Origin of the sequence: Segatella salivae DSM 15606 (genome assembly GCF_000185845.1) — a bacterium.
GTDB lineage: Bacteria > Bacteroidota > Bacteroidia > Bacteroidales > Bacteroidaceae > Prevotella > Prevotella salivae.
This window is the reverse complement of sequence record NZ_GL629647.1, coordinates 632,197-645,797: the sequence shown is the minus strand read 5'-3', so window position 1 is coordinate 645,797 and position 13,601 is coordinate 632,197. Positions and strand designations below refer to the sequence as shown.

At 39.4% G+C, this 13,601-nt stretch carries 15 protein-coding genes; 11 read left to right on the top strand and 4 right to left on the bottom strand.

Translation table 11 applies throughout. The features are described from left to right. Positions 1 to 489: 489 nt before the first annotated feature. The 4 genes from ftsY to HMPREF9420_RS02725 are packed head-to-tail and all read left to right on the top strand — an operon-like array spanning position 490 to position 4,371. Positions 490 to 1,440: a signal recognition particle-docking protein FtsY gene (gene ftsY / locus HMPREF9420_RS02740; protein WP_007133884.1), complete on the top strand. Its 951-nt coding sequence runs from the start codon at positions 490 to 492 to the stop codon at positions 1,438 to 1,440. Positions 1,441 to 1,461: 21 nt separating this feature from the next. After that, positions 1,462 to 2,763, top strand: a complete 1,302-nt coding sequence (gene rimO / locus HMPREF9420_RS02735) for a 30S ribosomal protein S12 methylthiotransferase RimO (RefSeq protein WP_007133883.1) — start codon at positions 1,462 to 1,464, stop codon at positions 2,761 to 2,763. Between the two features lie 11 nt (positions 2,764 to 2,774). Then, the gene (locus HMPREF9420_RS02730) at positions 2,775 to 3,068 is read left to right on the top strand and encodes an HU family DNA-binding protein (RefSeq protein WP_007133882.1); all 294 of its coding nucleotides are present in this window, start codon (positions 2,775 to 2,777) and stop codon (positions 3,066 to 3,068) included. Beyond that, positions 3,061 to 4,371 carry an HU family DNA-binding protein gene (locus HMPREF9420_RS02725; RefSeq protein WP_007133881.1) on the top strand — a complete coding sequence of 437 codons (1,311 nt, stop codon included), beginning with the start codon at positions 3,061 to 3,063 and terminating at the stop codon, positions 4,369 to 4,371. Before HMPREF9420_RS02730 ends, HMPREF9420_RS02725 begins: the two co-directional genes overlap by 8 nt. 105 nt (positions 4,372 to 4,476) lie before the next feature. Here the strand turns inward: HMPREF9420_RS02725 and HMPREF9420_RS02720 are convergent, their stop codons facing one another. Both HMPREF9420_RS02720 and HMPREF9420_RS02715 read right to left on the bottom strand, forming a co-directional pair. Beyond that, entirely contained in the window at positions 4,477 to 6,051 is a 1,575-nt protein-coding gene (locus HMPREF9420_RS02720; protein ID WP_044078712.1) for an Rne/Rng family ribonuclease, read from the bottom strand. A 228-nt stretch (positions 6,052 to 6,279) separates the two neighbouring features. Further along, positions 6,280 to 6,558 carry an HU family DNA-binding protein gene (locus tag HMPREF9420_RS02715; protein WP_007133879.1) on the bottom strand — a complete coding sequence of 93 codons (279 nt, stop codon included), beginning with the start codon at positions 6,556 to 6,558 and terminating at the stop codon, positions 6,280 to 6,282. A gap of 637 nt (positions 6,559 to 7,195) precedes the next feature. Here HMPREF9420_RS02715 and map point away from each other — a divergent pair. The 6 genes from map (at position 7,196) to HMPREF9420_RS13095 (ending at position 10,405) form a co-directional block, all read left to right on the top strand. Beyond that, complete coding sequence (map, locus tag HMPREF9420_RS02710; protein WP_044079045.1) at positions 7,196 to 8,059, top strand: type I methionyl aminopeptidase; 864 nt, start codon at positions 7,196 to 7,198, stop codon at positions 8,057 to 8,059. Between the two features lie 30 nt (positions 8,060 to 8,089). Further along, positions 8,090 to 9,124, top strand: coding sequence for a tRNA (adenosine(37)-N6)-threonylcarbamoyltransferase complex transferase subunit TsaD (gene tsaD, locus HMPREF9420_RS02705; RefSeq protein ID WP_007133877.1), 1,035 nt, complete (start codon positions 8,090 to 8,092; stop codon positions 9,122 to 9,124). A gap of 8 nt (positions 9,125 to 9,132) precedes the next feature. Then, positions 9,133 to 9,639, top strand: coding sequence for a CinA family protein (locus tag HMPREF9420_RS02700; protein ID WP_007133876.1), 507 nt, complete (start codon positions 9,133 to 9,135; stop codon positions 9,637 to 9,639). 125 nt (positions 9,640 to 9,764) lie between these two features. Next, on the top strand, positions 9,765 to 10,028 hold the full coding sequence (gene rpmB / locus HMPREF9420_RS02695) for a 50S ribosomal protein L28 (RefSeq protein WP_007133875.1): 264 nt from the start codon (positions 9,765 to 9,767) through the stop codon (positions 10,026 to 10,028). Positions 10,029 to 10,033: 5 nt separating this feature from the next. After that, positions 10,034 to 10,222: a 50S ribosomal protein L33 gene (gene rpmG / locus HMPREF9420_RS02690; protein ID WP_004374894.1), complete on the top strand. Its 189-nt coding sequence runs from the start codon at positions 10,034 to 10,036 to the stop codon at positions 10,220 to 10,222. A gap of 24 nt (positions 10,223 to 10,246) precedes the next feature. Further along, entirely contained in the window at positions 10,247 to 10,405 is a 159-nt protein-coding gene (locus tag HMPREF9420_RS13095; protein WP_004374897.1) for a DUF4295 domain-containing protein, read from the top strand. Between the two features lie 69 nt (positions 10,406 to 10,474). Here the strand turns inward: HMPREF9420_RS13095 and HMPREF9420_RS02685 are convergent, their stop codons facing one another. After that, entirely contained in the window at positions 10,475 to 10,987 is a 513-nt protein-coding gene (locus tag HMPREF9420_RS02685; RefSeq protein WP_007133874.1) for an NUDIX hydrolase, read from the bottom strand. Further along, on the bottom strand, positions 10,987 to 11,826 hold the full coding sequence (ispE, locus tag HMPREF9420_RS02680) for a 4-(cytidine 5'-diphospho)-2-C-methyl-D-erythritol kinase (RefSeq protein ID WP_044078710.1): 840 nt from the start codon (positions 11,824 to 11,826) through the stop codon (positions 10,987 to 10,989). The genes HMPREF9420_RS02685 and ispE overlap by 1 nt, the downstream gene beginning before the upstream one ends. Before the next feature lie 101 nt (positions 11,827 to 11,927). Here ispE and dnaB point away from each other — a divergent pair, with 101 nt between their 5' ends. Beyond that, positions 11,928 to 13,454 carry a replicative DNA helicase gene (gene dnaB, locus HMPREF9420_RS02675; RefSeq protein WP_007133872.1) on the top strand — a complete coding sequence of 509 codons (1,527 nt, stop codon included), beginning with the start codon at positions 11,928 to 11,930 and terminating at the stop codon, positions 13,452 to 13,454. Positions 13,455 to 13,601: the final 147 nt, after the last annotated feature.

Below are 13,601 nucleotides of genomic sequence, written 5' to 3'. Positions count from 1 at the left end.
AAAGGTTTTAGCGCTTGCGGGCCTCCCGCAAATCACTTTTTAAAGGTTTTGGCGCTTGCGGGCTTCCCGCAAATCACTTTTTAAAAGGTTTGGCATTTCCGCGGTTGGCGAAAGTCATTTCCCGAAAGGTTTGGCATTTCCGCGGTTGGCGAAAGTCGTTTCCCACAAGGTTTGACGTTTCTGCACCCTCGCAAATGGCATCGTTAGCTGTGGATAGAAAGAATTTGTTGAGCAGGTTTGTGATTACAAGTTTAGAAAAGTTATTGTGAAATAAGGTTTTAATTTGCCACTCTTGCGTTCGGCTCATGTTATTTTACATAGAGACCTTTTTTTCTTCCTTACTTTTTTATTATCTTTGCAAACGATAAGCGGCATGTCGTTGCAAGCAGTTTGTGATTAGAATAGCTATCACATCTGATGCATTTATTCAGAAGAACGTTTGTTTTAATCATGTTGTTTATCTGCTGTTTATCATCAAATTACGTAATTATGGGAATTTTTGGACTGTTTAACAAGAAAAAGAAAGAGACGCTTGATAAGGGACTTGAGAAGACGAAAGAGAGCGTTTTCAGTAAACTCACACGTGCCGTTGCTGGTAAATCAAAGGTAGATGATGAGGTGCTCGATAACCTTGAGGAAGTGCTTATCACGAGTGATGTTGGCGTTGATACCACGCTGAAGATTATTGAACGAATAGAGTCACGCGTTGCTCGCGATAAATATGTTTCTACTTCAGAATTGAATGGGATATTGAGAGAAGAGATTGCGTCGCTGCTTTCTGAAAACAATTCAGACGATAATGATAGTTGGGATCTTCCGAGCGACCACAAACCTTATGTGATTCTGGTTGTTGGTGTAAATGGAGTGGGGAAGACCACGACTATTGGCAAACTTGCTTATCAGTTTAAGAATGCAGGAAAAAAAGTATATTTAGGTGCTGCAGACACCTTCCGCGCGGCTGCCGTAGAGCAGATTTCTATTTGGGGAGATCGTGTGGGCGTGCCTGTGGTGAAGCAACAAATGGGCTCAGACCCAGCCAGCGTAGCCTTTGACACGCTGCAAAGTGCTAAGGCCAATGGCGCCGATGTGGTGTTGATTGATACCGCAGGCCGTTTACACAACAAGGTGGGACTGATGAACGAGTTGAAGAAAATCAAAGAGGTGATGAAGAAAGTGTTGCCCGAAGCACCTGATGAAGTGATGCTTGTGCTTGATGGTAGCACGGGACAAAATGCTTTTGAGCAGGCAAAACAATTCTCTGCGGTCACCAATATCACAAGTCTTGCAATCACGAAATTAGACGGAACCGCTAAAGGCGGAGTGGTAATAGGCATTAGTGACCAGTTGAAAGTGCCTGTGAAATATATTGGTCTGGGCGAAAAGATGGAGGATTTGCAATTATTCAATCGCAAGGAATTTGTTGATTCACTTTTCGCTTGATATTGTTTATAAGGATAATAGATGAAGAAAAATCAAATCGATATCATCACCATGGGTTGCTCGAAGAATCTCGTGGATAGCGAACTTCTGATGAAGCAATTCGAAGCCAATGGCTATCATTGTGTGCATGACAGCAAGCGCCCCGATGGTGAGATTGCTGTCATCAATACCTGTGGTTTTATTGAATCGGCAAAGGAAGAGAGTATCAATACCATTCTTGAGTTTGTCAATGCCAAAAATGAAGGCCGATTGAAGCGACTCTATGTGATGGGGTGTCTCTCGCAGCGTTATAAAGATGAGTTAGAGCAAGAGATTCCAGAAGTAGACAAGTTTTATGGCAAATTCAATTATAAGCAACTGCTGACAGATCTTGGTAAGGCCGATGTTCCGTCTTGCAATGGTCGCCGTCATCTGACAACACCTCGCCATTATGCATACGTGAAAATTGCGGAAGGCTGCAATCGTCAATGCGCTTATTGTGCTATCCCCCTGATTACGGGAAAACACACAAGTCGCCCGAAAGAAGAAATCCTTCAAGAAGTAAAAGAACTGGTTGAAGAAGGTGTAAAAGAGTTTCAGATTATTGCGCAAGAACTCACTTATTATGGTGTTGATATAGATGGGCAGCGTCATATTGCTGACCTCATTCGTGATATTGCCGACATAAAAGGGGTAGAATGGATTCGACTTCATTATGCTTATCCTAATGAATTTCCATTAGAATTACTTGATGTTATTCGAGAGAAACCAAACGTTTGTAAGTATCTTGATATTGCTTTGCAGCATATTTCCAACCACATGCTCGATGCTATGCACCGCCATGTGAGCAAGGAAGAGACGGTAGAACTTATTAAAAAGATACGCGAGGCTGTGCCAGGCATTCACATACGTACAACATTGTTGGTTGGCTTTCCTGGTGAAACCGATGAAGATTTCAACGAACTTGTTGACTTTGTTAAGTGGGCAAAATTCGAGCGTATGGGGGCTTTCACTTATTCGGAAGAAGAAGGTACATATAGTGCAGGACATTACAAGGATGATGTTTCAGAAGAAGTAAAGCAAAAGCGTCTCGACACTTTAATGGCTGTGCAACAAGAAATCAGTGCAGCTGTTGAGGAGGCGAAGATTGGAAAAACTTTGAAAGTTATCATTGACCGCAAAGAAGGTGATTATTATGTTGGCAGAAGTGAGTTTTGTTCTCCTGAAGTTGACCCCGAGGTTTTGATTCCTGTATCAGAAAAGAAATTGCGGGTTGGTAATTTCTATCATGTGGAAATCACCGATAGTGAAGCTTTTGACTTGTATGGTCATGTCATAAAATAGAAGTTCTTGATATGAATAATAAAGAATTTATCTCAGAGATGGCGTTGAGAAGCGGTTACACGCAAGCCGATGTTCAAAAGCTTGTCAACACGCTTATTGAAGGAATGGGCAATAGTTTTGAAGCCGGAGAGAACGTATCGCTGTCAGGTTTCGGTACGTTTGAGGTGAAGAAACGCATGGAACGGGTTGTTGTAAATCCTTCGACAGGACTTCGTATGCTTGTACCTCCAAAACTCGTCTTGGCTTTTAAGCCTAATGCATCGGTAAAAGAGAAATTGAAAAACGGAGGAGAAAACAATGACTAATATCAAAGATTTAGCCCGATTCCTCGTTGAAAAGCATGGCATAAAATTGGCCGATGCTGAACTTTTTATCTCGTTGATGACTGAAATCATTAATGAGGGCGTGCATCGTGAACGGCAAGTAAAGATAAAAGGTTTGGGTACGTTTAAGTTGACGAGCGTCAGTTCACGTGAAAGCATTGATGTAAATACCGGTGAACGTATTGTAATTGAAGGGCGTGATAAGCTCTCTTTTGCTCCCGATAATGCCATGAAAGAGTTAGTAAATCAACCTTTCTCACAATTTGAAACCGTTGTTGTTAATGATGGGGTAGAATTGGAGGACGAATACAAAGAGCAAGTGGAAGAAGTTGCTCCAGCCGAAGAAAAGAAAGAGATTGTAGAGGAAAAGGCCGTTGAAGAAATTGAGCTTCCTCGTGAAGAGCCTGTTGAACCTATTGCTGTTGTGTCGGAGATGTCTGCCGAAACAATGTCGTTGAAGGAAGAAAAGCAGGAAGACACGGTGCAAGAAACTATTTCAGAAACTAATGTTTCGGAAGTAGAACAAATAGAAACGGCGCAGGAAACGATTGAAACAGCTTCAGATAATGTAGCAAAGGATGAAGAGGAAGCGCTTGAATCTTCACAAGAAAAGGAGGATGAGCCTATGATAGAGGAAACTGATAGTCGAGAAAACGACAATGAAGATACGGAGAATATATCCACAGTGAATACTCCTCGCAAGTCTTCTTATATGAAGCCGTTGGTGGTTGGCTTTGTTGCCTTATTTGTAGTTCTGATTGGTACAATATGTTTTATGTTTATGAAATTGTGTCAGCAGAATGAACAGATTTATAACTTTAAAATGGAGGTGCAGACACTTCAGCTGGAACTTCTCAAGAAACAATATTCCACGATGAAGGGGCCTTCAAAGGTTATCAAGCCTGTAGCTGTTGCTGAGAAGCCTGCTCCTGCAGAAGAAAAGAAGCCAACATCGGTCGCTGAAAAGCCTATATCCGTTACAGAAAAGTCTACTTCTGATGTAGAAAAGCCTACTTCTGTTGCAGAAAAGTCTGTTTCTTCAAAGGAAGAAGATGCTTATGAGGCGTTGAACACGAGTGATGCACGTGTTCGAACTGGTGCTTATCGTATTGTGGGGGTTAAGCAAGTGATAAAGGTAAAACGCGGACAAACTCTTTCGTCAATCAGTCGACTGTATTTAGGTCCGGGCATGGAATGTTATATTGAAGTGATGAACAAGAATAAAGAACTAAAAGAAGGCGATAGGGTCAAGATTCCTGAGTTGAAACGTAAACATAGAAAGTAATTTTTTCAATCGCTTTATAAGCATAAAACAATAAGCTGCATACATTCAGAGATTCTGACTTGTATGCAGCTTTATGTTTTAGAATACTTTAATAAGTATTGTGTTCTACTTTGTTTCTATTTCTTCTTTCATATCAATGAATTCTCCATTAGCATCATAAAACTCGTATTGCAGGAATGCAAGTTTCTGCGAGGGAATGATATGTACGCCGAAACCATATTTAAATTGCCACTTCCTTCGTAGGGAAATCAATCCTTGATTGATGTAAGCAGCTACATACGGATGAACGTGTAAATAGAACTTTGCGATGCCAATCTTGTTGACAAGGCGGTCAATTTTTCTTTCAAGTTGGTCGGTAAAGAGGATGCTCGACTTGATTTTCCCAGTACCATTACAGGTGGGGCAGGTCTCTTCTACATTGACATCCATAGCCGGACGCACACGTTGACGGGTAATTTGCATAAGTCCAAACTTACTCAAAGGCAAAATGTTATGCCTTGCTCTGTCTTTCTGCATATTTTTACACATGCGTTCGTAGAGCATCTGTCGGTCTTCAGCAAGATTCATGTCAATAAAGTCTACGACGATGATTCCTCCCATATCGCGTAATCTTAATTGCCTTGCAATCTCGTCAGCAGCACCTAAGTTTACGTCAAGTGCATTGGCTTCTTGTCCATTTTGAGCCTTGGTACGATTCCCGCTATTTACATCTACAACATGCAAAGCCTCAGTGTGTTCAATAATTAGATAAGCACCATGCTTATAATTGATTGTTTTACCGAAGCTCGATTTAATTTGTTTTGTAACATTGAAGTTATCGAAGATAGGCACTTTTCCTTTGTAAAGCTTGACGATTCCTGCTTTCTCAGGTGCAATGAGCGTCAAATAGTGTTTTACCTCGTTGTAAACTTCTTCGTTATTTACATAAATGTTTTCGAAACTTGGATTGAACAGGTCTCTCAACATAGCGATAGCCCTGCCCGTTTCCTCAAATACTAATTGTGGTCTTTTTTGTTGTTTTTGCGTCTTAAGAATAGCGTCCTCCCATCGTTTATTCAACACTTTCATTTCAGTGTCAAGTTCTGCGACGCGCTTTCCTTCGGCTACTGTTCTAACAATTACACCACAATTCTTTGGTTTAATGCTGTAGATGAGCTGCTTTAATCGTGCACGCTCCTCACCACTTTTAATCTTTGAAGATACAGATACTTTATCTCCAAATGGGATTAAAACGATGAAACGTCCTGCAAATGAAAGCTCTCCTGTCAGGCGTGGACCTTTGGTTGAGATTGGTTCTTTTACAATCTGTACCAATACTTCTTGTCCGACAGTGAGTACTTGCTGAACGCTTCCATCCTTTTTCAAGTCGGGCACTCGTTGTGCCTTACTGAAAGGATAGAGTTTTTTCCTATCGCTATTTACTTGTTTCAGGTATTTTGCGTAGGAATTGAATTGACTGCCTAAGTCAAGATAATGCAGAAAAGCGTCGCGCTCATAACCAACATCTACGAAGCAAGCATTAAGTCCCGGCATGAGTTTCTTAACTTTTGCAGCGTAGATGTTACCAACAGAGAAAGAAGCCTGACGTGGCTCATTCTGATATTCCACCAGATTCTTATCCTCCAGCAGTGCTATCGAAATCTCTTTCTCCCTTACGTCGATTACAACTTCGCTTGTCATTGTTTTATCCTTACTTAGTTTCTTTACTATAAAGGGGCATGTCACAACTCCCTTGTGGATGTATTGACATGCCCCTAAGTCCTTTTAATAGGCTATCAAGCTTTATTTGCTCTTATGTCTATTCTTGCGTAATCTCTTTTTACGCTTGTGAGTAGCCATCTTGTGGCCCTTCTTCTTCTTTCCGTTTGGCATAATTTTTAATTTTTGAGATATTATTATTTATTATCGTTATTTCTTCATTTGTTCTACAAACGATTTTGACGGTTTGAAACTTGGTAAATCGTGTGCCTCAATCATCATTGTTGTGTTCTTGAGGATATTGCGTGCGGTCTTTGCTGCACGATGCTTAATGACGAAACTACCAAATCCACGCAGGTATACATTCTCTTTTTTCTCAAGTAAACTATTCTTTATGGTTTCCATAAAACTTTCAACAACGACAGCAACATCTCTTTTCTGCACGCCTGTTGTCATAGCAATTTCATTAATGATATCTGCTTTAGTCATATTTGTATTGTATTATTTTGTATTCCTTTTCTGTTTAATTGCCTCTCTTCCTTACGGGTTTGCAAATATACGAGTTTTTTAGTTGATATGAAAATTTATGGCTACTTTTTTCGGAAATCGGGCTTAAAATGCTCTCCGAAGTGCTTTGTTTTCATAGAATTACACAATTTGAAGTCAAAAAGAGTAGTGTCAAGCTTCTGAACGACTCAGAAAGGTCAAATGAAGAAAAAATACGCTTCTGAGCGACTCGGAAAGGCCAAATGAAGAAAAAATGTGCTTCTGAGTGACTCGGAGAGGTCAAATGGAGAATAATCACGCTTCTGAGCGACTCAGAAAGGCTAAATGAAGAAAAATCACGCTTCTGAGTGACTCTGCAAGGCCAAATGGAGAAAAATTACGCTTCTGAGTGACTCAAAAAGGCCAAATGAAGAAAAAATGTGCTTCTGAGTGACTCAGAAAGAATAAAAAGAGGAAATTACACGCGAGAATGTGTGATTCTAACATAGAAGAGAGAGATAGAGTTCCCTGTGTTTCAGCTTATAATGGGTGTGTAAAGTCGTTGCATAAGATTATGAAGAAAAAATTGTTGGTTTCAATTATATATTGTATTTTTGCATTCAAGTTTAAGCGTTTAAATATGAATTTCAAGAAAAAAAGATGGCATTGCTTGCCAGGTCAGCCTCTGACAGAGCTCGACAAACAAGTAATGTATTGGGAGAACAAAGGCAAAGAGGTGCCTACCCGCGATCTTATAAAGACCCCGGAACAAATTGAAGGTATTCGTATTGCCAGCAAAGTAAACACTGGTTGTTTGGATGCTGTAGCTGCAGCGATACATCCAGGAATGTCGACTCAGAAAATTGATGATATTTGTATGCAGTATTGTAAGGATAACAATGCTGTGCCTGCTTGTTTAGGTTACGAGGGCTTCCCCAAGAGTGTATGCACGAGTATAAATGAGGTGGTTTGTCATGGTATTCCAAAAGAAGAAGATATTCTCAAAGAAGGGGATATTGTGAATGTTGATATGACCTTAAGCGTGAATGGTTATTTTGGAGATGCCTCACGAATGTTTATCATCGGCGGGAAGACTACCCCTGAAAAAGAACAGCTTGTAAGGGTTGCTAAAGAGTGTTTGGATATTGGCGCAGAAGCAGCAAAACCCTATTGCTTTGTAGGAGATATTGGTCATGCTATCCAAAAGCATGCAGAGAAATATCATTATGGTGTTGTGCGTGATCTTTGCGGACATGGGGTAGGGCTTGCCATGCATGAAGAGCCAGATGTTGTTCATTATGGTCATCGTGGAACTGGAATGTTATTGGTGCCCGGAATGGTGTTTACGATAGAACCAATGATAAATATGGGTACATGGAAGGTGTTTATTGATGCAGACGATCCTTATGGATGGGAGGTCATTTCTGGGGATGAAAAGCCGAGTGCGCAATGGGAACACACTTTCTTGATGACTGAAACGGGTGTTGAAGTCTTATCTTACTAATGTACTTATGCAAGATTGTAAATCGTGATTATGGAAGAAGAAAGAGATATTTATATATTAGGTATTGAGAGCTCGTGTGATGATACATCTGCAGCAGTATTGCGAAATGGAGTGCTGTTATCTAATGTGACAGCCTCTCAAGATGTACATAAAGCTTATGGTGGCGTTGTTCCAGAACTCGCGTCACGTGCACATCAGCAGAATGTGGTGCCTGTTGTTAATCAAGCAATCAAGCGCGCCGGGATAACAAAGGAAATGTTGAGTGCAGTGGCTTATACGCGTGGTCCGGGCTTGATGGGCTCTTTGCTCGTTGGTGTTAATTTCGCAAAAGGTTTAGCACGGTCATTGAATATTCCATTGTTAGATGTGAATCATTTACAAGGCCATGTCATGGCTCATTTCATCAAAGAAAATGATGATGATAAAAGTGCTCCTCCTTTCCCTTTCATTTGTTTGTTGGTGTCAGGAGGCAATTCGCAGATTGTTAAGGTTAATGCCTATAATGATATGCAAGTGCTTGGACAAACGATTGATGATGCAGCAGGTGAGGCCATTGATAAATGCTCGAAAGTAATGGGTCTCGGCTATCCTGGTGGTCCGATTATTGATCGATTGGCACGTCAAGGCAATCCTCTTGCATTTAAATTTGCTGAGCCACAAATTGCAGGATGTGATTATTCTTTCTCAGGGTTAAAGACATCTTTTCTTTATAATCTTCGCGATTGGGTGAAGGAAGATCCTGATTTTATAGAGCATCATAAGAATGATTTGGCTGCAAGTCTTGAATATACAATAGTAGATATCTTGATGAATAAGTTGCGTAAGGCTGTAAAGCAAACAGGAATCAAGCATGTTGCTGTTGCCGGTGGAGTTTCGGCGAATAATGGTTTGCGTAATGCCTTTCGCGAACATGCAGAGAAATATGGTTGGACTATTTACATTCCAAAGTTCAGTTATACTACAGATAATGCAGCTATGATTGCTATTGTGGGACAATATAAGTTTACTGACCATGACTTTGGTCGCATTGATGCTCCTGCATTCTCAAAAGTAACTTTTAAATAAAACATAAGATGGAACTTGAAACGAAAGTACTAAGTAAAGAACTACAGCAATATTTATATGACAATGGTCTCACAATAGGAACAGCCGAGAGTTGTACTGGCGGACGTATAGCAGAAGCTATCATAGCTGTTCCTGGCGCAAGCGAATATTTTAAGGGTGGAATCGTTTCATATACAAATGAAGTTAAGGAGAATTTACTTCACGTTAGTCATGAAACCTTAGAGGAAAAGACCGCTGTGTGTGAAGAGGTTGCACAGCAAATGGTTATAGGAGCATGTGAGACTTTACGTGTTGATTATGCTTTGGCAGCAACAGGTGTTGCTGGCCCAACTGGTGGTACACCGGATATTCCTGTAGGAACAATATGGTTGGCTTGCGGAAATAAGGATGATGTTCGCACGATGAAACTTGATAAAGACTTTGGTCGTGATATAAACTTAGCCATTGCCACCAATCAATCTTTGCGTTTGTTTCTTGACTATATGAAAGAAAAAACCGGCAAAACAGTTGGTTAAAGCAAAAAAATACTTAATTCCTCTTATTCTTTGGAGAAATGTTTTGTATAATTCAAAAATATTTGTAATTTTGCACCCTGTTTGGAATAAGTATCAAAAAACGAAAACAAAAATTAAAGATAGCAATGTCTAAGATTTGTCAGATTACAGGAAAGAAGGCACAGATAGGTTGTAATGTGTCTCACTCAAAGCATCGTACAAAGAGGAGCTTTGATGTAAACCTCTTCAGCAAGAAGTTCTACTATGTAGAAGAGAGTTGCTGGATTAGCCTCAAGGTCAGCGCAGCTGGTCTTCGTCTCATTAATAAAGTTGGTCTTGACGCAGCTTTGAAGCAGGCCGTTTCTAAGGGTTTCTGCGACTGGAAAGACATTAAAGTTATAGGAGAATAATTATCATGGCAAAGAAAGCTAAAGGTAATAGAGTGCAGGTCGTTCTCGAATGTACTGAAATGAAGAATAGTGGACTGCCAGGAACAAGCCGTTACGTAACAACAAAGAATCGTAAGAATACTCCTGAGCGTCTTGAGTTGAAGAAGTATAACCCAATCCTGAAGAAGATGACTCTTCATAAGGAGATTAAGTAATAACCCTTTTAACACATATAAGATATGGCAAAGAAAGCGGTCGCTACCCTCCATGAAGGTTCAACGGATGGTCGCGCTTACTCAAAAGTAATTAAGATGGTAAAGAGCCCTAAGACTGGTGCTTATGTTTTTGATGAGCAGATGGTTCCAAATGAGGCTGTAAAAGATTTCTTTAAGAAATAATTTTTCTAAGATAACAGATTAAAAGAGATTGCATTTTAGATTGTAATCTCTTTTTTTATTATTATAAGTTTATTCTTCTTTATGGAAGAAACGTTTATATTCGCTTTCAAAATTGGGAGTGAATATGTCTTTTCCTAGATTGCTTTCAATTTCTTCCTTCGTCCAAAAGCGTCCTCCATTAAGTTCTTGTGCATTGGGAAAGATTTGTTCATTGTATGTTGTTTTATGTACATAGACAAGTTCTTTCTCACGATCGCTCTCAAAAACATATTGTCCAATGCGTTCAGGGATATAATCAGTTATCCCTAATTCCTCTTTAACTTCACGTTTTAGAGCTTCTTCTACATTCTCTCCAAGATCTATATGTCCACCACATGCTGTGTCCCATTTATTGGGTTGAATATCTTTCCAGGCTGGACGTTCCTGAAGATATAGCTCTCCTCTGTTATTAAACACATGGAGATGAACCACTGGATGCAGTCGTTTTGTGCCATCATGTGCCTCATTTCGGCTGATACTTCCTATGATATTACCATTCTCTAATACGAGTGGAAACATTTCTTTTTCATTGTCTTTCATCATTAGAGTTGTACGGAAAAGGTGAAACAATCAGTAAAATAACTATCAAGATGTTGTGGTTCTGCTTTGAAGATAGCAAATAAACTGCTTCCACTCCCACTCATTGCAGCATAGATGGCCCCTTGCTCATAAAGCTTATTCTTTATATTCTCTACTTCGGGATGAAGCTTAAAGACAGATTCTTCAAAATCATTCACCAATAGGTCTCTCCATGTTTCAATAGGTTGTTTAATGATATCACGACAACATATTTTAGGTTTGTGAGGTGTTATGTTGGCATAAGCTTCTTTTGTTGAAATGGCAACATCTGGTTTTATGATTGTGATATAGTATCCTTTTAGTGTCTCCTTGATGCCTTTAATAGGAGAAAATACATTACCAATTCCTGTTGCAAATACTGGTTCGCTACTGATAAAGAATGCACAATCAGCTCCAAGCTTCGCTGCATACCTTTCCATTTCAGCTTTACCTATATTCAATCTGAATCGTTCATCAATCAATCTTATCATGTATGCAGCATCACTTGATCCGCCTCCAAGTCCTGCTTGTGAAGGTATATATTTAAAAAGGTGAGCATGAACACGAGGAAGTTTATAATCTTTAGCCAGCAAATTATAAGCTTTGATAACAAGGTTGTCTGCCTCATTACAATCCACTATGTTTCCTGTTACCTTTAAATCACAATCAACAAGAGAGGGAAATTCTTCTCCCATGTGTTTGATTTCAAGTGCATCATAAAGGGGAATGGGGTAGAAAACTGTTTCCAAATTATGGTAGCCGTCAGTTCGTTTCTCAACAATGTTAAGTCCAAGATTAATCTTGGCACAAGGAAATGTTATCATTGTTTCTGTCTTTAATTCGTATTGCAAAAATACAAAAAATCCATAGACCATCAACTTCTATAATCAAAAAATTGGTTACCTTTGCGGAAAATCATTCTCCCATGGCAGAAAATAATAGTAATACAACAAAACGTCGCAAGTCTTCAGTCAAAGTAGATAATACTTATGGACATTTACAACCCCAAGCAACAGATATTGAGAGAGCTGTTATTGGTGCGTTGATGATAGACAAAGATGCTTTTTCTTTGGTTTCAGAAATTATTCGACCTGAAACATTTTATGAGCCAAGAAACCAGAAAATATATCAGGCAATTCAGAATCTTAATATGACAGAACGGCCTGTTGATATCATGACTGTGACCGAAGAATTGAAATCACAAGGTACAATTGATGATATAGGAGGGCCTGGTTATTTACTTGATATTAGTGATCGTGTGGCATCTTCTGCTAATGTTGAGTATCATGCTCATATTCTTGCACAGAAGTTTTTGGCTCGGCAATTGATTCAATTTGCCAGTAGGGTGGAGGAGAAGGCCTTTGACGATACAGTTGATGTTGATGCGTTGATGCAAGAAGCTGAAGGTTCTTTGTTTGAAATATCACAGAAGAACATGAAGCAAGATTATACGCAGATTGATCCAGTCATACAACAAGCCTTAGATATTCTTCAGAAAGCGTCTGCCAATACTGGTGGACTCACGGGTATTCCTACAGGATATACCGATCTTGATGAAATGACAAGTGGATGGCAAAAGAGTGACCTTGTGATTATAGCAGGACGTCCTGCCATGGGAAAGACCTCTTTTGCATTGAGCTTAGCGAAGAATATTGCGGTTGATTATCATATTCCTATAGCATTCTTTTCTCTTGAAATGAATAATGTTCAGCTTGTGAATCGTTTGATTTCTAATACTTGTGAAATAGCAGGTAGTAAGATTCTTAATGGACAGTTAACGCCTGACGAGTGGGATCGATTAGATAAAAACCTAACAAAACTGACGGGTTCTCCTGTTTATGTGGATGATACACCAGGTCTTTCGGTCTTTGAACTTCGTACGAAAGCACGTCGATTGGTTCGTGAAAAGGGTGTAAAGATTATCATGATTGACTATCTTCAGTTGATGAATGCTAATGGAATGAAATTTGGAAGCCGTCAAGAAGAGGTGTCAACGATATCTCGCTCATTGAAAGGATTAGCCAAAGAACTTGACATTCCTATTATTGCGTTGTCCCAGTTGAATCGTACGGTTGAGAATAGAGAGGGACTTGAAGGTAAGCGTCCACAGTTAAGTGATCTTCGTGAATCAGGAGCTATAGAGCAAGATGCCGATATGGTCTTGTTTGTTCATCGCCCAGAGTACTATCACATCTATTTAGATGAAAAAGGTAACGACTTACATGGAATGGCACAAGTAATCATAGCGAAACATCGTAAAGGTGCGACAGGTGATGTCTTGTTAACATTTAAGGGTGAATTTACAAGTTTCCGTAACCCTGAAGAATCATATACAGCTAATAAAAGTGGTGATGGAGAAATTATTGGTTCTAAGATGAATGAAGGTGATATGACTCATATAGACGGGACTTTTCCTCCTCCTATTAATAATAAGGAACCTATGCCTTTCTAATTTATGGCGTATATTGCTTAATTGTTCTTTTTTATTCCCATTTTCTATGTATAAGAAACATAAAATAAAAACTTTTCGATTCTTTATAAAAGAATGTTATCAAAATGTAATAACGTAATCAATATATTTTGTATATTTGCATTATTA